The organism is Streptomyces sirii (assembly GCF_045690365.1).
GTDB lineage: Bacteria > Actinomycetota > Actinomycetes > Streptomycetales > Streptomycetaceae > Streptomyces > Streptomyces sirii.
In genome coordinates, this window is sequence record NZ_CP147982.1 from 3,727,698 (window position 1) to 3,748,547 (window position 20,850).

Annotated in this window: 15 protein-coding genes and 2 rRNA genes; 7 read left to right on the forward strand and 10 right to left on the reverse strand. The window is 68.8% G+C overall.

From position 1 onward, the window contains the following. Nucleotides 1–12 precede the first annotated feature (12 nt). Together WAB15_RS16645 and WAB15_RS16650 are read left to right on the forward strand one after the other, a co-directional pair. Nucleotides 13–624: a GNAT family N-acetyltransferase gene (locus WAB15_RS16645; protein WP_407286737.1), complete on the forward strand. Its 612-nt coding sequence runs from the start codon at nucleotides 13–15 to the stop codon at nucleotides 622–624. Nucleotides 625–724: 100 nt separating this feature from the next. Then, nucleotides 725–1,948, forward strand: coding sequence for a winged helix-turn-helix domain-containing protein (locus WAB15_RS16650; protein WP_407286738.1), 1,224 nt, complete (start codon nucleotides 725–727; stop codon nucleotides 1,946–1,948). A gap of 50 nt (nucleotides 1,949–1,998) precedes the next feature. Here the strand turns inward: WAB15_RS16650 and WAB15_RS16655 are convergent, their stop codons facing one another. From WAB15_RS16655 to mtnA, 7 genes are all read right to left on the reverse strand, one after another. Then, nucleotides 1,999–2,751, reverse strand: coding sequence for a response regulator (locus tag WAB15_RS16655; RefSeq protein ID WP_384441502.1), 753 nt, complete (start codon nucleotides 2,749–2,751; stop codon nucleotides 1,999–2,001). A 234-nt stretch (nucleotides 2,752–2,985) separates the two neighbouring features. Then, nucleotides 2,986–3,672: a ribosome hibernation-promoting factor, HPF/YfiA family gene (gene hpf, locus WAB15_RS16660; protein WP_407286739.1), complete on the reverse strand. Its 687-nt coding sequence runs from the start codon at nucleotides 3,670–3,672 to the stop codon at nucleotides 2,986–2,988. A 294-nt stretch (nucleotides 3,673–3,966) separates the two neighbouring features. Continuing rightward, on the reverse strand, nucleotides 3,967–4,713 hold the full coding sequence (locus tag WAB15_RS16665) for a ComF family protein (RefSeq protein ID WP_399151053.1): 747 nt from the start codon (nucleotides 4,711–4,713) through the stop codon (nucleotides 3,967–3,969). A 320-nt stretch (nucleotides 4,714–5,033) separates the two neighbouring features. Continuing rightward, nucleotides 5,034–6,917, reverse strand: a complete 1,884-nt coding sequence (locus tag WAB15_RS16670) for an LpqB family beta-propeller domain-containing protein (RefSeq protein ID WP_399151052.1) — start codon at nucleotides 6,915–6,917, stop codon at nucleotides 5,034–5,036. Next, complete coding sequence (mtrB, locus tag WAB15_RS16675; protein WP_399151051.1) at nucleotides 6,907–8,961, reverse strand: MtrAB system histidine kinase MtrB; 2,055 nt, start codon at nucleotides 8,959–8,961, stop codon at nucleotides 6,907–6,909. The genes WAB15_RS16670 and mtrB overlap by 11 nt, the downstream gene beginning before the upstream one ends. 64 nt (nucleotides 8,962–9,025) lie before the next feature. Beyond that, complete coding sequence (mtrA, locus tag WAB15_RS16680) at nucleotides 9,026–9,703, reverse strand: two-component system response regulator MtrA (RefSeq protein WP_030416996.1); 678 nt, start codon at nucleotides 9,701–9,703, stop codon at nucleotides 9,026–9,028. Beyond that, entirely contained in the window at nucleotides 9,700–10,863 is a 1,164-nt protein-coding gene (gene mtnA / locus WAB15_RS16685; RefSeq protein WP_407286740.1) for an S-methyl-5-thioribose-1-phosphate isomerase, read from the reverse strand. Before mtnA ends, mtrA begins: the two co-directional genes overlap by 4 nt. 152 nt (nucleotides 10,864–11,015) lie before the next feature. Between mtnA and WAB15_RS16690 the strand changes: the two genes are divergently transcribed. The 5 genes from WAB15_RS16690 to WAB15_RS16710 are packed head-to-tail and all read left to right on the forward strand — an operon-like array spanning nucleotide 11,016 to nucleotide 16,602. After that, entirely contained in the window at nucleotides 11,016–12,413 is a 1,398-nt protein-coding gene (locus WAB15_RS16690) for a hypothetical protein (RefSeq protein ID WP_407286741.1), read from the forward strand. A gap of 22 nt (nucleotides 12,414–12,435) precedes the next feature. Further along, nucleotides 12,436–13,110: a DUF4129 domain-containing protein gene (locus WAB15_RS16695; protein WP_407286742.1), complete on the forward strand. Its 675-nt coding sequence runs from the start codon at nucleotides 12,436–12,438 to the stop codon at nucleotides 13,108–13,110. Then, the gene (locus WAB15_RS16700) at nucleotides 13,107–14,336 is read left to right on the forward strand and encodes a DUF4350 domain-containing protein (protein WP_407286743.1); all 1,230 of its coding nucleotides are present in this window, start codon (nucleotides 13,107–13,109) and stop codon (nucleotides 14,334–14,336) included. The genes WAB15_RS16695 and WAB15_RS16700 overlap by 4 nt, the downstream gene beginning before the upstream one ends. After that, nucleotides 14,317–15,282, forward strand: coding sequence for an AAA family ATPase (locus WAB15_RS16705; RefSeq protein WP_384441473.1), 966 nt, complete (start codon nucleotides 14,317–14,319; stop codon nucleotides 15,280–15,282). The genes WAB15_RS16700 and WAB15_RS16705 overlap by 20 nt, the downstream gene beginning before the upstream one ends. A gap of 9 nt (nucleotides 15,283–15,291) precedes the next feature. Then, entirely contained in the window at nucleotides 15,292–16,602 is a 1,311-nt protein-coding gene (locus tag WAB15_RS16710) for a DUF58 domain-containing protein (RefSeq protein ID WP_407286744.1), read from the forward strand. A gap of 30 nt (nucleotides 16,603–16,632) precedes the next feature. Here WAB15_RS16710 and WAB15_RS16715 read toward each other — a convergent pair whose 3' ends face one another. The 3 genes from WAB15_RS16715 to WAB15_RS16725 all read right to left on the reverse strand — a co-directional run bounded on the left by WAB15_RS16715 (nucleotide 16,633) and on the right by WAB15_RS16725 (nucleotide 20,603). Then, on the reverse strand, nucleotides 16,633–16,947 hold the full coding sequence (locus WAB15_RS16715) for a DUF1330 domain-containing protein (RefSeq protein WP_407286745.1): 315 nt from the start codon (nucleotides 16,945–16,947) through the stop codon (nucleotides 16,633–16,635). A 340-nt stretch (nucleotides 16,948–17,287) separates the two neighbouring features. Beyond that, nucleotides 17,288–17,404, reverse strand: a 5S ribosomal RNA gene (gene rrf / locus WAB15_RS16720). 76 nt (nucleotides 17,405–17,480) lie between these two features. Next, a 23S ribosomal RNA gene (locus WAB15_RS16725) occupies nucleotides 17,481–20,603 on the reverse strand. Between the last annotated feature and the right edge of the window lie 247 nt (nucleotides 20,604–20,850).

The following is a 20,850-nucleotide window of genomic DNA, read 5'->3' on the forward strand; positions in this document are numbered from 1 at the left end:
CAGACTCACCTCATGAAGCCCCTCACCCTCACCACCGAGCGCCTCGTGCTGCGGCCCTTCGAGCCGTCCGACGCAGCCGCGGTCCACGCCGCCTGCCAGGAGCCCGATATTCCGCGCTGGACGAGCGTCCCCTCGCCGTACGGCGTCCAGGACGCGGAGCAGTTCGTCGGGACGATCGCCCCCGAGGGCTGGCGCGACGACACGAGCTACAACTTCGCCGTCGTCACCAAGGCGGACGGCTCGCTGGTCGGCGCGATGGGCCTGGTACGCCTCGACCATCTGCGCACCCCGGAGCGGCAGGCCGAGCTGGGCTTCTGGACCGCCAAGGAACAGCGCGGCCGGGGGTACACCGTCGAGGCGGCCCGCGCGGTGCTGAACTGGGCCTTTCGCGATCTGGGCGTGGAGCGCATGGAGTGGCTCGCCGAGGCCGGCAACGACGGCTCCTGGGCGGTCGCCCGCCGACTCGGCTTCCACAGGGAGGGCACCCTGCGCGCCAAGCTGCTGTACGGGGGCACCCGCCGGGACGTGTGGATCGGCTCCCTCCTCCCCTCCGACCTGGGCGACGCGGAGCCCGGACCGTCCGGCCTCCCGGACGCCACGCCGTACCTGCCCTATCCCGGCTGAGACACCGCGCGGCGCCGGTCGACCACGGGCCCGTGCCCTTCCCCGGGGCCCGGGGAAGGGCACGGGCCCGTTGTCAGTGCCCGCCCCTACGCTGTCGGGCATGACCGCCGTGACGCAGCCTTCGCCCCTGCCGCAGCCCGTGACGAGCCTGTCCCGCGACGACGCCCGCCGCCTGACACTGCGGGCCCAGGGCCTGCTGGGCGCCCCGGACCGCCGGGCGGGAGTGCGCGGAGTGCTGCGGGCCCTGGGCGCGGTGCAGCTGGACACGATCTCGGTGCTGGCCCGCTCCCATGAGCTGGTGCCCTACGCCCGCCTCGGCGCCGTCGGCCGCCCGGCAGTCGAGGCCGCCTACTGGACCGAGCCGCCCGGCGGCACGTCGGCGGCCCGGCCCCACAGCTTCGAGTACTGGTCGCACGCCGCCTGCATCCTGCCCATCGAGGAGTGGCCGCACTTCGCCTTCCGGCGCCGCGCCCGGCGCGCCAAGGGCCACCGCTGGCATGTCATGCAGGATTCCGAGCGCTCCTGCGCCGCCGTCCTGGAGCGGCTGCGGACCGACGGCCCGCTGACCACCTCCGAGCTGGGCGGCGGCCGCAACGGCGGCGAGTGGTGGGACTGGTCCGAGACCAAGATCGCGGTGGAGTGGCTGCTGGACACCGGCGACGTGGTCTGCACGAGGCGCCGCGCCTGGAAGCGCGTCTACGACCTCGCCGAGCGCGCCGTCCCGGACGGCCTGCTCCACGACGATCTGGACGACGCCGAGTGCCTGCGCCGCCTGGTCGCCCAGGCCGGGGCCGCCATGGGGGTGGCCACCCGCGCCGACCTCGCCGACTACCACCGCCTCAAGGCCGAGCAGGTCGACGCCGTCCTCGCGGACTCCGGTCTGGTCCCGGTCGAGGTCGAGGGCTGGGGAAAGCCCGCCTGGGCCGATCCTGCCGCGCTGGCCTCGGCACCCCGCGGCCGGCACCGCACCACCCTGCTCTCGCCCTTCGACTCCCTGATCTGGGACCGGCCGCGCACGGAACGGATCTTCGATTTCACCCACCGCCTGGAGGCGTACGTCCCCCGCCCCAAGCGGATACACGGCTACTTCGCGATGCCTCTGCTGGCCGGCGGCCGGCTGGTGGGCCGGGTGGACCCGGCCCGTGAGGGCACCACCCTCGTCGCCCGCCAGGTCTCGTTGCAGAACCACAAGGCCGTCGCCCCGATGGCCCAGGCACTCCGGGAGGCCGCGACGTGGGTCGGTTGCGATGCCGTCCGCGTGGAGCGCTGCGACGACGCCCGGCTGGCCGCCGCCCTGCGCACTGAGCTGGCCGCGCAGGACTGACCCGGCCGGGCGCGCAGGGACACACCCCGCTGAGCGGTCGCACCGACCGCTCAGCGGATCTCGAGGATCTTCTCCCGCATCGCGTAGACCACCGCTTCCATCCGGGAGTGCAGCTGCAGCTTCTCCAGGATGTTGCGGACGTGGTTCTTCACCGTGTTCTCGGAGATGAAGAGTTCCTTGGCGATATCGCGGTTGTTCATGCCCGTGGCGACCAGCTTGAGGACCTCCAGCTCACGGTCGGTGAGCCGGGGCGCGGGCACCAGCCTGCGCTCGTCCGTCCGCTGGATCATCGACTTGAACTCCGTCAGGAGCTTGGACGCCATCGACGGGCTGATCTGCGACTGGCCGTCCGCCACGGCCCGGATCGCGGTCGCCACCTCGTCGGTGGAGATCTCCTTGAGGAGGTAGCCGGTGGCGCCGGCCTTGATCGCGTCGTAGAGATCGGCCTCTTCGTCGCTGATCGTCAGCATGATGATCTTGGCGCTGGGGGCCACCTCCTTGATGGAGGTGCACGCCTCGATCCCACCGCGCTTGGGCATCCGTACGTCCATCAGCACGATGTCGGGCAGCAGATCCGCGGCCTTGTCGACCGCCTCCGCGCCGTCCCCCGCCTCACCGACGACCTGGATGTCCTCTTCCTGGGCCAGCACGATCTCCAGCCCTCGCCGGAAAAGCGCGTGGTCATCCACCACCAGGACCCGGATCGGCTCCTTGCGCGGCACGCTCACGGCCCGCTCGTCGCCCCCGACACCGCTTTCGTCGTCGTCCGCGTCACCGCGCACGGGACCGAAACTGTCCCCCATTGATCCTCCCCGTCAACTACTCGGCCGAGAGGCCGGAGCTTGGAAATAAGGCTGGTTGACAACAGCCCCCTGCGACCAGCCCGATCAATGCCATACGACCGTCTCCCCGGCATTTCGCCGTTTCGTGTCCACGAACTCCCCTGGCTGGCACAAACACTATACGGCTTCAACTCCTGCTTTCTCCGGGCACGATGGTGCCCCCGGCGCACACCGGGGGCACCGAGCGGGTGGGGTTCAGCCGCCCAGCGCGCCGCCTGCGCCGCCGGGCTCCTCCTCCCCGAACGAATCGGGGTTCAAGTGGATGACGCCGTAGTCGTATGCGTGCCGCCGGTAGACGACACTCGGCAGCTTGGTGTCGGCGTCGACGAAGAGATAGAAGTCGTGTCCGACCAACTCCATCTCGTTGAGCGCCTGGTCGAGCGTCATCGGTGCGGCCGAGTGGGTCTTCTCGCGGACGACCAGGGGGCCCTCGCCCTGGACGTCGATCGACCCCATCCTCGTGGTCGGCACCGTCTGATCGGCTTCTGTGGCAAGTTCGCCGTTGGTGTTCAGGCTCGCGGCGTCGGGCACGGTGACAGCGACCTCACTCGCCGGAATGCGGCCGTTTCCGCGACGGGAGAAGCGCTTGTCGTGCTGCTTGCGCAGCCGCGCCTCCAGCTTGGCGGTCGCCAGGTCCAGCGCGGCGTACGGGTCGGCAGCGGCCGCCTCGGCCCGGACCACCGGGCCACGGGAGCGGAGCGTGATCTCCACTCGGTCGGAACGGTCGGCCTGCCGCGGGTTGGGCTCCTTGGACACCTCGACGTCCAGGCTGATCACCTTGGCGTCGAGCTTCTGGACTTTGTCCAGCTTCAGCTTCTCGGCCACGTGCTTGCGGAACCGCTCGGGCACCTCGGTCTTGCGGCCTTTGACGACGATGTCCACGCAGAACTCCGTTCCCGGATCGCTCCGCCCATCCGGCGGAGCAATTCCTTCTTGCACCAGGCTCCGGTAGTTGCCGAAGCCTCGGACTTGGCGACTTTCACCTCCTCCTCCCCCGACGACAAGATCTCCACGCCCCCCGTTTTCAGGGTCGCTGCAAACGCCCCTGAACGCATTCATCGCGACATCCGAGGCAAAACATCCGCCAAGTCCTCACAACCGAACATAGCTCTCCTGGGCGGATGTCGGCACCCCCTCGGAGCCCTCAGCTCCGTTTGGGTGACTTTTCCCAGCCAACTACCGACCATGTGGGAATTCCATTCCCCGGTCGACCGCGCGGTGCACATCGATTTCAAAAGCACTGCCCGGCGCCGCCACCACGGCCGCGCCGGTCACCCGGCCACCGGCCGCCGTGATCGCCCGCGCCGCCTCGGCCAGCGTGGCCCCGGTCGTCACCAGATCGTCCACCAGCACCACTGGCTGCCCCGTCAGCAGCCTTGCGGCCCCGCCCCGCACCTCCACCGCACCCGTGACGTTCACCAGCCGCTGCCGGGCGCTCAGGCCCGCCTGGTCGGCCACGGGGCGCCGCTGTCGTAGTACGGGGAGGACTCGGGCCCCCGCCCCCTCCCCCGCCTTCCTGAGCGCGCCGGCCGCCGCCAGCGCGATCCGGCGCACCGGATCATGCCCCCGCCCGGCCACCGACCTGCGGGCCGACGGCACCGGCACCAGCGGCAGCGGCCCACCGCCGGGCCGCAGTCCCCGCACCGCCCCGGCCAGCACCTCCCCCAGTGGCCCGGCCAGCCGCAACGCGCCCCGTTCCTTGTGCGCCAGCAGCACGGCTCGTACCTCGTCGGCATACGGCGCACCCGCCCACACCCTGGGCAGCCCCGCCGGCTCCGGCCGCGGCCGCACCCGACGTGCCCCGCGCCCGTCCCGCGCGAGCGCCCGGCGGCACTCCCCGCACAGCTCCGTACGCGGCCGACCACACCCCGCACAGGCGACCGGCAGGATCAGACCGGCCAGTTCGCGCCACACCCCCTGCATGGCTCCACTTTCCTGCGGTCCGCGTCCGGCCGCCACCCCTGTGGATAACCTCGCGGAGCGCCCGGGCGCGGGGTCAGGCGGGCCGGTGAGGCAGGTCAGCGATTTGGACCCTTGGTCCCTTGGTGCGGCCGGTCGAGCGGGCCGAGCCCGTCAGCAGCCGGAACCCCCGGCAGACCGTGCCTGCCTGTCGCACGGGCCGTCCGGGCGCGGAACAGATGAACGGGCCGCCCGGGACACGGCACGGGTGTCCGCGCCGCCCGTGGCCCGCGCTGCCGCCCCGCCATGGCGCCACCCGGTCACCCCGCCGGCCCATCATCCCGTCACCCGGGATAGACCGGCGCCGTCCCGTCCTTCGCCACGGTCTTCCAGTTCGCGTCCGGAGGCAGCCGCACGATGCCCTCGGTGGCGTCGGCGATCAGCGGCCTGGTCTCGTCCTCCGAGGCTGCGACCGCCTTGACGCCGTTGACGCCGGGCAGCGTCTGCGCGTTGGACGCCGAGCCGTCGGTCTCCATGAACTGCATCTGCTGCACCCCGCCGGATTCCCGCCCGACGACCACCAGCCGGCTGCCGCCCGCCCAGGACGCGGCCACCACGTCCTCCAACTGCGGAGCGATCGGCCGCAGTTCCTGCACGGACAGCACCGGATGCGCCGAACTGCCGCCCCGCTCGACCCGGCCGAGCTGGAGCGTCGTACGCCCCTTGTCCTCCACCAGGACCGCGATCCGGATGCCGTCCGCGGCCACCTTGATCGCCTTGATCCGCCGCCCGCCGAGACCGGGCACCGCGACCTCTTCGGGGTCGCCCTTGCCCTCGCGTATCCGCAGCAGCCGGGAGCCGTGGGCGTCGCGGTCCGCGATCCACAGGTCCCCCAGCCCGTCCCAGCTCGGCGCGGTCAGCCCCTCGTCGGCGTGCTTGGCCGAGCCTGCGCTGGTCAGCAGCGCTCCGCCGCGCTCGACGCCGTCCTCCATGGCGGCCACGTACAGGGACCGGCCATCGCCGGAGACCCCGGCCGCGGCGTTCTCGCCGCGCGAGATGGCGACCGAGCGCAGGGGCGTACTGCCCGTACCGAACGGACCGCGCACCGGCGTCGGTTCGGTAGCCGAGTCCGACATGGCGACGACCTTGTGGTCGGCGTCGATGAAGTACTCCTTGGGGGCGCGCCCGGTGGGCTGCGGCGGTGCGAAGTCGCGCTCGGCCTGGTCCTGGGACAGCACGCACAGCGAGTTACCGCCGTCGTCCTGGAGCTCCACCTCGCTGATCTTCGAGGCGCGTGTCATGTCCTGGACGGTGAAGAAGAGCTGAGCGGCCATCCGCTTGCACTGGGTGGTGTCGGTGTTGACCGCCGCCTTGCTGAGCTTGACCCGCAGTGCGTTGGAGTCGTCCAGCGCCAGATCACTCGCCGCGAGCCGGGTGCCGCGGGGGAACTCCGAGGTGGTCACCTGGTTCAGCCAGTCGGTGGGCCCGGACAGCAGCGCCTCCACACTGGCCGTGATCGGCTTTATTCGCTGCCGCAGGTAGACCGGGTCGGCGACGAGCACGTTGCGGCTCGCCTTCGGCTCCTCGGACTCCGACTTGTACGAGGCGAAGTAGTACTTGTTGACGGAGCGGTAGATGCGCTGGAAGTCGGACAGGCCCAGCACCAGCCCGTCGGGCAGCCGGTCGATCCGCCACTGACCGTCCTCCTTGATGAGGTGGATCGTCTGGCGGTACGGCTTCTCCTCCGGGGCGTAGGCGTGGTGGTCGTCCACCGACGCCACCTGGCTGCCGGAGAGCGTGACCGTGTAGCCGTTGACGTCCTCGCGGTTGGGCTGCACCTTCGGCTCGGGCTTGGGCCGCTCCTGGAGCACCTTGGTGACCTGGAAGGGCCGCCAGGTCCGCTTCGCCGACTTGGCCAGATACTGCGTGGCCGTCCGGAAATCGGCCTCGTCGCTGGTCGTCGCGTCGAGGAAGCTGCGCACGATGTTGGTCGGCTGCGCCCCGTCTTGCGGGGGTACGCCGTAGACCCGCACCTGCGAGTCGCCTTCGGAGCGCGGCGACTGGTCGACCGCCGTGACCTCCCCGCTGTCCGGCATCGACGCGCACCCGGCCAGCAGGGCCGCCGCACAGCCGAGCAGGGTCAGCTTGCGTGCCCGCCCGGCTCCCCGGCGGGCACGCGTACGGGACGTGGGCGCCACTACGCGCTCGCTTCCGCGCTCAGTGTCCACGCAGCCCGTCCTCCGATTCCACGCCCCGTCCGGTTTCCCGCTCCGCCCCGCCGTCACCGGCCGGCACGTCGGTGCGCGCACTCTTGTCGCGCGCTGTCTCCTCGCTCCGTGCGCCCCCGCTCTGCGGCATCACACGGGCGCCACTGCCGGGCAGCGCCGTGGGATCGGCGGTCGCACGGGCCATCGCCCGCGGCTCCGCGGCGAGCGGCTGTGCACCTCTGGACTGCGAGGACCGCGCCTGGACCGGGATCGTGGACGTCTTGCGCCCCGTCCCGGCGCGCGGCTGCCCCGTCTCGTCCAGCCCGCGGTTGCGTCGTGAGTCCTCGGGCTCCAGGGGTATCGGGGAGCCGCGCAGCGGCTCGCCGGCCGTACGGGGCAGGGTCAGCCGGAACTGCGAGCCGCCGCCCGGCTCGCCCCAGGCCTGCAGCCAGCCGCCGTGCAGCCGGGCGTCCTCGACCGCGATGGACAGACCGAGTCCCGTACCGCCGGTCGTCCGGGCCCGGGCCGGGTCCGCGCGCCAGAAGCGGTTGAAGACCCTGGTGGCCTCGCCGGGCTTGAGGCCGACGCCGTAGTCGCGCACCGCGACGGCCACCGCGCCGCCGCTGCGGCTGCCCGCGGAGGCCAGCCGCACCACGACGTCCCGGCCCTCGCCGTGCTCGACGGCGTTGACGACGAGATTGCGCAGCACCCGCTCCACCCGCCGGGTGTCGGCCTCGGCGATGACGGGCTGCTCGGCGCCGCGCACCAGGATGCGGGTGCCCTTCGCCTCGGCGAGCGGCTCGGCGCCCTCGATGACGCGGTGCACCACATCGCGCAGGTCTATCGGCTCGGCCTCCAGCGCGGCCGCGCCCGCGTCGAACCGGCTGATCTCCAGCAGCTCCGCGAGCAGAGATTCGAAGCGGTCGAGCTGGCCGCGCAGCAGCTCGGCGGAGCGCGCCGTGGCCGGGTCGAACTCGTCGCGCACCTCGTGGATGACGTCGGCCGCCATCCGCACCGTCGTCAGCGGCGTGCGCAGCTCGTGCGAGACGTCGGAGACGAAGCGGCGCTGCATCCGGGACAGCTCTTCCAGCTGCTGGATCTTGACCTGGAGGTTCTGCGCCATCTTGTTGAAGGACTCGCCGAGCCGGGCGATGTCGTCCTCGCCGGTGACCTTCATCCGCTCCTGGAGCAGGCCGGCCGCCAGCCGCTCGGAGATCCCCGCGGCCATCCGTACGGGCGTGACGACCTGCCGCACGACCAGCCAGGCGATCGCGCCGAGCAGGATCACGACGAACACCCCGGCCGTCGCGAGCGTCCCCGTCACGAGCTTGAGCGACTCCGCTTCCTGGCTGAACGGGAAGAGGTAGTAGAGCTGGTACTGATTGCTGTTGACGTCGTTGAGTCGCTTGCCGATGATCAGCGCCGGGACGCCGTCGTCCGACCCGATGCGCTTGATCTGGGTGTACTGGCGGAACGTCCCGGACTTCGTTTCCAGCTTCCGCCGCAGCTCGGCGGGCACGCTGCGCTCGGGATCGACGTCCCCGGAGGCGCGCGGCCCGCGGGTGCCGGGGCTGGAGTCGCCGAACGGTTCGTCGGAGTCGGAGCTGAGCGCCACGACCGAGAACACGCCCTGGCCGCCGCTGGCGAGCTGTTCGACCAGGCCGGTGAGCCAGGTCGCGGAGTCCTGGGTGCCGCGGTTGCCGGTGCGAGCGCTGTCGTCGCTACGGGTGTCGTCGGCGCCGTCGGCCATCTTCTGGGCGACGCCGAAGCCGCCCACCGCCTGGCTCTGCGCGGCCTGGGCCTTGGCCGTGAGCAGGCCGTTGCGGACCTGTCCGACGACCACGACGCCGAGCAGCAGGACCACGGCGAGTGACATCAGCAGGGTGGTCGCCACCACGCGCAGCTGGATGTTGCGGCGCCACAGCCGCAGGGCGGGCAGCAGCGGCCGGCGTACCCAGCGGCTGAAGAGTCGCAGCAGGGGGTGGACCGGCCCGCTCACCGCGCCGTCGGGCAGCAGTTGCCCACCGCGCAGCAAGCGAGCAGACAACTTGCCCGAAAAGGACATATCACCCGCCGGACCGACGGTGCGCCCCCGCTTTTCCTCCGGGGTCGAACCGTCCCGGGCCATCTCAGCTGGGCCCGGCCTTGTAGCCGACCCCGCGCACGGTCACCACGATCTCCGGACGCTCCGGATCCCGCTCGACCTTGGAGCGCAGCCGCTGCACATGGACATTGACCAGCCGGGTGTCGGCGGCGTGCCGATAGCCCCAGACCTGCTCGAGCAGCACCTCACGCGTGAACACCTGCCACGGCTTGCGCGCCAGCGCCACCAGCAGATCGAACTCCAGCGGGGTCAGCGCGATCGACTGCCCGTCCCGCTTCACCGAGTGACCAGCCACATCGATGACCAGGTCACCGATCGCCAGCTGCTCGGGGGCCGGCTCCTCCGAACGCCGCAGCCGGGCCCTGATCCGGGCCACCAGCTCCTTGGGCTTGAACGGCTTGACGATGTAGTCGTCCGCGCCCGACTCGAGCCCGACCACCACATCCACCGTGTCGCTCTTGGCCGTCAGCATGACGATCGGCACGCCGGACTCCGCCCGGATCAGCCGGCACACCTCGATACCGTCCCGTCCGGGCAGCATCAGGTCGAGCAGCACAAGATCGGGCTTGGTCTCGCGGAAGGCAGCCAGGGCCTTGTCACCGTCCGACACGAACGACGGTTCAAAGCCTTCGCCGCGCAGCACGATGCCGAGCATCTCTGCCAGTGCGGTGTCGTCGTCGACGACCAGGACGCGTCCCTTCATTTGGCCATCATCCCATTACCTGATCGTGACTTTCTCCATCGTGATGTGGAACACACCCCTGCAAGCGCTTCCCGGGTCACCGGCGACACCACTCCGGCCTCCGTCACGATCGCCGTCACCAGCTCCGGCGGAGTGACGTCGAAGGCCGGGTTATAGGCCTGCGCGCCCAACGGAGCGACCGGTATGGCACCGCTCGCGGCAGTCCCGGGCCCCTGCGCACTGGGCAACGAGAACTCCGTCACTTCCTGCCCCGGCCGCTGCTCCACCTCGATGTCCGCCCCCTCCTCGGTCGCCAGATCCACCGTGCTGGTCGGCGCCACCACCACGAACGGAACGTGGTGGTACCGCGCCAGCACCGCCAGCGGATAACTACCGACCTTGTTGGCCACCGAACCGTCCGCCGCGATCCGATCCGCCCCGATCAGCACCGCGTCCACCTCGCCGCCGGCGAACAGCGACCCCGCCGCACCGTCCGAAAGCACCGTGTACGCCATGCCCGCCCGCGCCGCCTCATAGGCGGTCAGCCGCGCCCCCTGAAGCAGCGGCCGCGTCTCGTCCACCCACAGTCGCCGCAGCTCACCGGCCCGATGCGCCGCGAGCGCCACCGCCAGGGCGGTGCCCTCGCCCCCGGACACCAGCGCACCCGTATTGCAGTGCGTGAGGATCCGGTGACCGCCGCCCGGTAGCAGCTCGCCCAGCAGCGCCAAACCGTGCTGCGCCATCCCCCTACTGGCCTCGATGTCCTCCGCGTGTACGGCCCGGGCCTCGGCGAGCGCCGCCGCCGGGGCATCGGTCCCGCCGGCCAGCGCCGCGCGATAGGCGCCGGCCGCACGGCGCACGCCGTACCCCAGATTGACCGCGGTCGGCCGGGCCTGCGGCAGCGCCTCCGTGGCCTCGTCCACGTCAAAGCCCCGCGCCGCGGCCAACGCCACCCCATAGGCACCCGCGATACCCAGCAGCGGTGCCCCGCGCACGGCCAGCGTCCGGATCGCCTGAACCAGCGCCGGTACGTCCGTACACACCAGCTCGACCTCCTCCGCCGGTAGGCGGGTCTGGTCGAGGAGGACCAATACGGGCCCCTCCGGCGGCTCCTCCCAACGCAACGACGGGATCGCGAGCGCCCCGGCGCCCGCCTCGGATACCTCGTACTGATCGCCCATCCATTCAGTCTGCCGCCGACCCGCCCTCGAACATAAGGTCCCCTCACTCTCAGGGCGCGGGTACACAACGCCGGGCGCCATGACACGATGACTGGCACCGCGGACCCCGGACCCCGGCCGTCCCGGCGGACGGACAGTAAGAAGGAGCGACGATGAACAACTCTCCGGGCTGGGCGTCGCCCGGATCCACGCCCTCCGACGAACCGGGCCGCGGCACACAGGAGCAGCCCACCCGGCAGGCACCGGAAGAGCAGCCCGAGCCCGCGGAGCAGCCCACCCCGCCGAACTGGTCCAAGGAGCAGCCGCCCGCCGGCCAGTGGTCGGCTCCCGCCGGCATCCCCAGCCAGGGCGGCCCCCACGGCAGCGACGGTCAGGGCACGGCCGGCGACCGCACCCGCGTTTCTTCGTCCACCTCGGGCAAGCCCGACTGGGACGGCCGACCGGGCCCCGGCCAGCAGCCCCCTTGGGGCGGCGGCTGGGCCGCGACGCCTCCAGCGGCCAAGCCGGGTGTCATCCCGCTGCGCCCGCTCGGCATCGGCGAGATCCTCGACGGCGCGGTCTCCACCATGCGCGCCCACTGGCGCACCGTCCTCGGCATCTCCCTTGTCGTCGCGGTCGTCGCGCAGACCGCCGTCACCATCGTCACCGGCGTCTGGTTCCAGGACGGCGGCCGCGCGACCACCATCTCGAACGACAACGTCCCGCCGCTCCGCGACACCATGCGCCAGCTCGGCGACACCCTCGCCGGCAGCGCCATCACCTCGGTGATCGGACTGCTCGCCACGATCATCGCCACCGGCCTGCTCACCATGGTCGTCAGCCGTGCCGTCCTGGGCCGCCCGGTGACCGCCGGGGAAGCCTGGCGCGACGCCCGCGCCCAACTCCCCCGCCTGCTCGGCCTGCTCGTTCTGCTCCCGGCGATCGTCACCGCGATATTCGCGGTCGGCGTGGCTCCCGGCGTCATCCTCGCCGCCACCGGCACCCTCGACATCGGCCTGCTCCTCGCCATGCTCGGTGGCCTGGCCGCCACCATCGTGAGCATCTGGCTGTGGGTCCGCTACAGCCTCGCCTCCCCCGCGCTGATGCTGGAGAAGCAGGGCGTCATCGCATCGATGCGGCGCTCCGCCAAGCTCGTACGGGGCTCCTGGTGGCGGGTGCTGGGCGCCCAGCTGCTGGCCTACCTGCTGATCGCCATCGTCGAGTTCATCATCCAGATCCCGGCCACCCTCATCGCCTTCCTCATCGGCGGCGAGAGCCTCATGTCGTGGGCGAACGGCACCAGCACCAGCACCGGCTGGTCGTTCCTGGTCGTGCTGGGCATCGGCGCGGTCATCAGTTCCACCATCACCTTCCCGATCAGCGCCGGCGTCACCGCACTCCTCTACATGGACCAGCGCATCCGCCGCGAGGCCCTCGACCTCGAACTCGCCCGCGCCGCAGGCCTCCCCGGCTACGGCACCGACGCCCCCGGCAACGAAGCACCGACGGCCACGACGACACCCGCCGACGCTTCCGGGCAGCACCCCACCGACGCCGCTCCCGGAAGCTGATGCGGTGACCACAGGGGGGAACATGGCCGCACTCGGACGATTCATCGCGCGTACCGACGACGACATACCCGTGCGGACTCCCCGCCTCCCCGCCCGCGAGGCGGCCGAGCGCGAGCTGTCCGATCCTCGGTACCACCAGCACGACCCCAACCCGATCCAGCGAGCGCTCGATTGGCTCTGGGACCGCGTCGACGAGTTGTTCAGCGCGGCCGCCGGCACCACACCGGGCGGCTGGATCGGGCTCCTCGCCATCGCCGCGTTCGTCCTGCTGCTGGTCGTCGCCCTCCGGCTCCGGCTCGGCGCGGTACGCCGCACGCCCACCACCGGCGGCGCGCTCTTCGCCGACACCCCCCGCACGGCCGCGGAACACCGAGCGGCCGCCGACCGGCACGCCGCCGCGGGCCACTGGAACCAGGCCATCCAGGACCGCATGCGCGCCCTCGTCCTCTCCCTCGAAGAGCGCGCCCTGCTCACCCCCGGCCCCGGCCGCACCGCCGACGAGGCCGCCACCGAAGCCGGCCGGGCGCTCCCCCCGTACGCCGACCAACTGCGCACCGCCGCCCGCACCTTCGACGACGTCACATACGGCGGCCGCCCCGGCACGGAGCAGGCATACGTCCTCCTGACCGGCCTCGACACCGACCTCCAGCGCGCCAAACCCACTCTGGCCGCCACTGCGACCAGGAGCCGCGGATGACCACGTCCACCAAGGACGGCTTCGCGCTCTCCCCCGCCACCCGTCGGGTGTGGACCCGCTCGCGTGGTCCCCTGCTCGCGATCCTCCTGCTCGTCATCAGCGGAATCGTCCTCGCTGCCCTGCAGTCCGGGGAGCAGTACGGCCGGCTCGACCCCCGTTCGGCGGACCGGTCGGGAAGCCGGGCGCTGGCCCAACTCCTCGCCGCCCGCGGTGTCTCCACCCAGGTCGTGACGACGTCCGAGGAGGCGGCCGCCGCGACGGGCCCCGGCACCACCCTGCTCGTCACCGACCCCGACGTACTGACGCAGCGCCAGCTGACGGGCCTGTACACCGCGACCGCACACACCCCCGGACGCACCGTCCTGCTCGCCCCCGGCACCTCGACACTCAACGTTTTCGCCCCGCACGTACAGGTGGGCACCCCCGTCGGCAACACCCCGCTCTCGCCGGCCTGTTCCCTGCCCGATGCCCGCCGCGCCGGCAACGCCCTCCTCGGCGGTCTGCGCTACGCCACGCCCGCCGACGGCGCCGACCGCTGCTACCTCGTCGGCGGCAGGCCCACCCTGCTCCGCCTGCCGGCCGCCGGCGCCGGCCGCGACACCGTCCTCCTCGGCTCCGCCGATCTCCTGCACAACCAGCACCTCTCCGAGGACGGCAACGCCTCGCTGGCACTTCAACTCCTCGGTTCCCACAAGCATCTGGTCTGGTACCTCCCCTCCGTCAGCGACCCGTCGTCCGCCCAAGAAGACCAGCGCGGTTTCCTCGACCTCATCCCCTCCGGCTGGCGCTGGGCCCTGCTCCAACTCGCCTGCGCCGCCGTACTCGCAGCCCTCTGGCGGGCTCGCCGCCTCGGCCCCCTGGTGCCGGAAAAGCTTCCCGTCACCGTCCCGGCCGCCGAGACCACCGAAGGCCACGCACGTCTCTACGAACAGGCCAACGCCCGTGACCGGGCCTCAGCCGTACTGCGCTCCGCGACCCGCACCCGACTCGCACCCCTCGCAGGCGTGTCCCCGGCTCACGCCCACACCCCCGACGTCCTCGTCCCCGCCGTACAAGCACACTTGACCTCGTCCCCTGACGCCGGAACAGATCTCCACACCCTCCTGTTCGGCCCGGCTCCCGCGGACGACCGGGCCCTGGTCCACCTCGCGGACCAACTCGACGAACTCAAATCCTCGCTCGTTTCCCAAGAGAGGCACGCCCCCCGTGAGCACCCCGACCGCTGACCGCGCCCGAGCCTCCCTCGAGGACCTGCGCACCGAGATAGCCAAGGCCGTCGTCGGCCAGGACCCCGCCGTCACCGGCCTGGTCGTTGCCCTCCTCTGCCGCGGTCATGTGCTCCTCGAAGGCTCCCCCGGCGTCGCCAAGACCCTGCTCGTACGCGCCCTGTCGACCGCCCTCGAACTCGACACCAAGCGCGTCCAGTTCACCCCCGACCTGATGCCGAGTGATGTCACCGGTTCGCTGGTCTACGACGCCCGCAGCGCGGAGTTCTCCTTCCAGCCGGGCCCCGTCTTCACCAACCTGTTGCTCGCCGACGAGATCAACCGCACGCCTCCCAAGACCCAGGCGTCTTTGCTCGAGGCGATGGAAGAGCGTCAGGTGACCGTCGACGGCACTGCCCGCCCCCTCCCGGAGCCCTTCCTCGTGGCCGCCACGCAGAACCCGGTGGAGTACGAGGGCACCTATCCACTGCCCGAGGCCCAACTCGACCGGTTCCTGCTCAAGCTGACGGTCCCGCTGCCGGCCCGCAATGACGAGATCGACATCCTCACCCGCCACGCGGCCGGCTTCAGCCCCCGTGACCTGGGCGCTGCAGGCTTGCGCCCCGTCGCCTCCGCCGCCGACCTCGACGCGGCTCGGGAGGCCGTCGCCAAGACCTCGGTATCCCCCGAAGTCACCGGTTATATCGTCGATATCTGCCGTGCCACCCGCGAATCCCCCTCACTTGCACTCGGTGTCTCCCCGCGAGGAGCCACCGCCCTGCTCTCCACGTCACGCGCCTGGGCCTGGCTAACCGGCCGCGACTATGTGACCCCTGACGACGTGAAGGCCCTTGCTCTTCCCACACTCCGCCATCGTGTCCAGCTCCGCCCCGAAGCGGAGATGGAAGGAGTCACCGCGGACTCCGTGATCAACGCCGTACTCGCGCATCTCCCCGTCCCCCGTTAAGACGACACCGTGGCCCTCACCGGACGCACCGCCCTCATCTCCGCAGTCGGAGCTCTCTTCGTCGGCTTCGTGCTGCCCAGCTGGCTCGGCATCCTCACCGTCCAACTCGCCCTGCTGATAGCGATTTTGTTCGATCTCGCGCTCGCCGCGCCAGTGCGAAGGCTCCATTTCACCCGCACAGGTGACACAACCGTTCGACTAACAGGCGAAGCCCACACCCACCTCACCCTCACCAACCCGAGCCGCCGCACCCTGCGCGCCAAGATCCGCGACGCCTGGCCTCCTAGCTCCTTCCAGCCCGGCTCGGACATCCCCGCATCCCGCCACACGGTGCGCATCCCCGCCTCCGAGCGGCGCCGGCTCACCACCGCGCTCCACCCCACCCGCCGCGGCGACCACCATGCGGTCCGCGTAACCGTTCGCTCCTACGGCCCGCTCGGTCTGGCAGCCCGTCAGGGAAATCACCACGTCCCCTGGACGCTGCGTGTATTGCCGCCCTTCAACAGCCGCAAGCACCTCCCCGCCAAGCTCGCCAGACTTCGCGAACTCGACGGCCGCACCAGCATCCTCACCCGCGGCGAAGGCACCGAATTCGACAGCCTCCGCGACTACACCCCCGGCGACGACACCCGGTCCATCGACTGGCGCGCGACCGCCCGCCGCCAAGACCTCGCCGTCCGCACCTGGCGCCCCGAACGCGACCGTCGCATCCTGCTCGTCCTGGAAACCGGCCGCACCTCCGCAGGCCGCGTCGGCGACATCCCTCGCCTCGACGCGTCCATGGACGCCGCCCTGCTGCTCGGCGCCCTCGCCGCCCGCGCCGGCGACCGCGTGGACCTGCTGGCCTACGACCGCCGCGTACGCGCCTCCGTTCAAGGCCACGCGGCCCGCGATGTCCTCCCGGCCCTGACCGAGGCACTCGCCCCGCTCGAATCCGAACTGGTCGAGGCGGACGCCCGCGGCCTGGCCGCCACGATCCACCGCCGCACCGCGCGCCGGTCCCTCATCGTGCTCTTCACCGGCCTGGACGCGGCCCCCGTAGAGGAAGCCCTCCTCCCCGTCCTCCCCGGCCTCACCCAGCGCAACGAACTCATCGTCGCGGCCGTCGCCGACCCCCGCATCGAGGAGATGGCAACCGGCCGCCACACCCCCCAGTCCGTCTACGCCGCCGCAGCCGCAGAACAAACACGCGCCGCCCGCCGCCGCACCGCGGACCGCCTCCGCCACCACGGCATCACCGTCATCGACGCCACCCCGGACCGCCTGGCCCCCGACCTGGCCGACGCCTACCTCACCCTGAAGTCCACCGGCCGCCTGTAAGACCGGCCCCGCCTCCCCTGCTCAAACGGCCTAAGCCGGGAGCGAAAAGCCCTCCGGCAACGTGCCCTCGACGAACAACATCCCCACCCGAACCTTGCCTTCTCGTATCGCCCGGGCACGCCGGTACTCCGGGCAGTCGTACCACTCCCGGACCCGGTCCATGTCGGGAAACTCGATGACAACGAACCGAGAGGTATCCCAGGTCCCTTCGACGGGCTCGGGCGTGGGACCCGCGACCAAGTAACGGCCACCGTGGCTGTGGATGGACTCTTGGGCCACTGCTGCGTAAGCCAAGCCAGCCTCCTCGTCGAGCACATCAACGTTGACGATGACATAAGCGAGCATGAGATCCCCCGTCGCTAGCGCACGACGTGTACTGAAGTCACGGCAGAGGCTATGGGGAGACGAGAAGCGCCGGGAGATCAGAGCTATCGCGCTTGTTGCCTGAGGCTGGCCCCTGAGCCTACGCAACGGATGCCGGATAGAACGGGTGCCCCGATAGCAATGCATGGGGAAGCGGACAAGGTAGCCGGCCAGCAAAGGGAACGGGAGCGACACCACCCGTTCCGTCTCTCCCCTCCCGGATCCCGGAGTATCAAACTCTGTGGGTGGCTCACGGTCCCAGAACGCAAAAAAGCCTCGTTCCCCGAGTCGAAACTCGGGGAACGAGGCTTTTTCAAAATTAGTTCGGCGGCGTCCTACTCTCCCACAGGGTCCCCCCTGCAGTACCATCGGCGCTGAAAGGCTTAGCTTCCGGGTTCGGAATGTAACCGGGCGTTTCCCTAACGCTATGACCACCGAAACACTATGAAGTCAACCAACCGGAGCATGACTCAACGGTCGTTACTTCAGAACCTACACAGTGGACGCGAGCAACTGAGGACAAGCCCTCGGCCTATTAGTACCAGTCAACTCCACCGGTTACCCGGCTTCCATATCTGGCCTATCAACCCAGTCGTCTACTGGGAGCCTTACCCTCTCAAGGAGGTGGGAGCCCTCATCTCGAAGCAGGCTTCCCGCTTAGATGCTTTCAGCGGTTATCCTTTCCGAACGTAGCCAACCAGCCATGCCCTTGGCAGGACAACTGGCACACCAGAGGTTCGTCCGTCCCGGTCCTCTCGTACTAGGGACAGCCCTTCTCAAGACTCCTACGCGCACAGCGGATAGGGACCGAACTGTCTCACGACGTTCTAAACCCAGCTCGCGTACCGCTTTAATGGGCGAACAGCCCAACCCTTGGGACCGACTCCAGCCCCAGGATGCGACGAGCCGACATCGAGGTGCCAAACCATCCCGTCGATATGGACTCTTGGGGAAGATCAGCCTGTTATCCCCGGGGTACCTTTTATCCGTTGAGCGACGGCGCTTCCACAAGCCACCGCCGGATCACTAGTCCCTACTTTCGTACCTGCTCGACCCGTCAGTCTCACAGTCAAGCTCCCTTGTGCACTTACACTCAACACCTGATTGCCAACCAGGCTGAGGGAACCTTTGGGCGCCTCCGTTACTCTTTAGGAGGCAACCGCCCCAGTTAAACTACCCACCAGACACTGTCCCTGATCCGGATCACGGACCCAGGTTAGACATCCAGCACGACCAGAGTGGTATTTCAACAATGACTCCACCATGACTGGCGTCACGGCTTCAAAGTCTCCCACCTATCCTACACAAGCCGAACCGAACACCAATATCAAGCTATAGTAAAGGTCCCGGGGTCTTTCCGTCCTGCTGCGCGAAACGAGCATCTTTACTCGTAATGCAATTTCACCGGGCCTATGGTTGAGACAGTCGAGAAGTCGTTACGCCATTCGTGCAGGTCGGAACTTACCCGACAAGGAATTTCGCTACCTTAGGATGGTTATAGTTACCACCGCCGTTTACTGGCGCTTAAGTTCTCAGCTTCGCCACACCGAAATGTGACTAACCGGTCCCCTTAACGTTCCAGCACCGGGCAGGCGTCAGTCCGTATACATCGCCTTACGGCTTCGCACGGACCTGTGTTTTTAGTAAACAGTCGCTTCTCGCTGGTCTCTGCGGCCACCCCCAGCTCAGGAAGTAAATTCCATCACCGGAAATGGCCCCCCTTCTCCCGAAGTTACGGGGGCATTTTGCCGAGTTCCTTAACCATAGTTCACCCGAACGCCTCGGTATTCTCTACCTGACCACCTGAGTCGGTTTAGGGTACGGGCCGCCATGAAACTCGCTAGAGGCTTTTCTCGACAGCATAGGATCATCCACTTCACCACAATCGGCTCGGCATCAGGTCTCAGACTTATATGCTGTCCGGATTTGCCTAGACAGCGTCCTACACCCTTACCCCGGGACAACCACCGCCCGGGCTGGACTACCTTCCTGCGTCACCCCATCGCTTACCTACTACCACCTTGGATCGGCGGCTCCACCACGTCCCTTTGTCCGAAGACTCCAGGCCGGCTTCACGGCCTTAGCATTAATGGATTCGATATTGGGCGTTTCAAAGCGGGTACCGGAATATCAACCGGTTGTCCATCGACTACGCCTGTCGGCCTCGCCTTAGGTCCCGACTTACCCTGGGCAGATCAGCTTGACCCAGGAACCCTTAGTCAATCGGCGCACACGTTTCCCACGTGTGTATCGCTACTCATGCCTGCATTCTCACTCGTGAACCGTCCACAACTCGTTTCCACGGCTGCTTCACCCGGCACACGACGCTCCCCTACCCATCACAGCGGGCGTTGGCCCTCATGCTGCAATGACACGACTTCGGCGGTGTGCTTGAGCCCCGCTACATTGTCGGCGCGGAATCACTTGACCAGTGAGCTATTACGCACTCTTTCAAGGGTGGCTGCTTCTAAGCCAACCTCCTGGTTGTCTCTGCGACTCCACATCCTTTCCCACTTAGCACACGCTTAGGGGCCTTAGTCGATGCTCTGGGCTGTTTCCCTCTCGACCATGGAGCTTATCCCCCACAGTCTCACTGCCGCGCTCTCACTTACCGGCATTCGGAGTTTGGCTAAGGTCAGTAACCCGGTAGGGCCCATCGCCTATCCAGTGCTCTACCTCCGGCAAGAAACACACGACGCTGCACCTAAATGCATTTCGGGGAGAACCAGCTATCACGGAGTTTGATTGGCCTTTCACCCCTAACCACAGGTCATCCCCCAGGTTTTCAACCCTGGTGGGTTCGGTCCTCCACGAAGTCTTACCTCCGCTTCAACCTGCCCATGGCTAGATCACTCCGCTTCGGGTCTTGGGCACGCTACTCAACGCCCTATTCGGACTCGCTTTCGCTACGGCTTCCCCACACGGGTTAACCTCGCAACATACCGCAAACTCGCAGGCTCATTCTTCAAAAGGCACGCAGTCACGACGTTGAATCCGAAGACTCAACGCGACGCTCCCACGGCTTGTAGGCACACGGTTTCAGGTACTATTTCACTCCGCTCCCGCGGTACTTTTCACCATTCCCTCACGGTACTATCCGCTATCGGTCACCAGGGAATATTTAGGCTTAACGGGTGGTCCCGCCAGATTCACACGGGATTTCTCGGGCCCCGTGCTACTTGGGTGATTCTCAAACGAGCCGTCAATGTTTCAGCTACGGGGGTCTTACCCTCTACGCCGGACCTTTCGCATGTCCTTCGCCTACATCAACGGTTTCTGACTCGTCTCATCGCCGGCAGACGATGAAAGAGAACTCCCACGACCCCGCACTGGCAACCCCTGCCGGGTATCACACCAATACGGTTTAGCCTCATCCGGTTTCGCTCGCCACTACTCCCGGAATCACGGTTGTTTTCTCTTCCTGCGGGTACTGAGATGTTTCACTTCCCCGCGTTCCCTCCACATACCCTATGTGTTCAGGTATGGGTGACAGCCCATGACGACTGCCGGGTTTCCCCATTCGGACACCCCCGGATCAAAGCTCGGTTGACAGCTCCCCGGGGCCTATCGCGGCCTCCCACGTCCTTCATCGGTTCCTGGTGCCAAGGCATCCACCGTGCGCCCTTAAAAACTTGGCCACAGATGCTCGCGTCCACTGTGCAGTTCTCAAGCAACGACCAGCCACCCACCACCCCAACCCGAAGGCTGAGTTCACTGGGGCCGGCATCGCGAAGGTCCAGACTCACAGTCCGTACCCTCAGATACCCAACAACGTGCCCGACACGACCAGTTCGAAGACTCACGTTCCACGCCGAAGCAGTACTAGTGACCTCTCACCCATCGTGCCGAATAGTCAACGTTCCACCCATGAGCAACCAGCATCAG

Coding starts and splice junctions, on each gene's coding strand:
- WAB15_RS16665 (WP_399151053.1), bottom strand. CDS start 4,713: ATGCAGGGGGTGTGGCGCGAACTGGCCGGTCTGATCCTGCCGGTCGCC.
- mtnA (WP_407286740.1), bottom strand. CDS start 10,863: ATGGGCGATCAGTACGAGGTATCCGAGGCGGGCGCCGGGGCGCTCGCG.
- WAB15_RS16655 (WP_384441502.1), bottom strand. CDS start 2,751: ATGGGGGACAGTTTCGGTCCCGTGCGCGGTGACGCGGACGACGACGAA.
- WAB15_RS16645 (WP_407286737.1), top strand. CDS start 13: ATGAAGCCCCTCACCCTCACCACCGAGCGCCTCGTGCTGCGGCCCTTC.
- WAB15_RS16695 (WP_407286742.1), top strand. CDS start 12,436: ATGGCCGCACTCGGACGATTCATCGCGCGTACCGACGACGACATACCC.
- mtrB (WP_399151051.1), bottom strand. CDS start 8,961: ATGTCCTTTTCGGGCAAGTTGTCTGCTCGCTTGCTGCGCGGTGGGCAA.
- WAB15_RS16690 (WP_407286741.1), top strand. CDS start 11,016: ATGAACAACTCTCCGGGCTGGGCGTCGCCCGGATCCACGCCCTCCGAC.
- mtrA (WP_030416996.1), bottom strand. CDS start 9,703: ATGAAGGGACGCGTCCTGGTCGTCGACGACGACACCGCACTGGCAGAG.
- WAB15_RS16650 (WP_407286738.1), top strand. CDS start 725: ATGACCGCCGTGACGCAGCCTTCGCCCCTGCCGCAGCCCGTGACGAGC.
- WAB15_RS16700 (WP_407286743.1), top strand. CDS start 13,107: ATGACCACGTCCACCAAGGACGGCTTCGCGCTCTCCCCCGCCACCCGT.
- WAB15_RS16715 (WP_407286745.1), bottom strand. CDS start 16,947: ATGCTCGCTTATGTCATCGTCAACGTTGATGTGCTCGACGAGGAGGCT.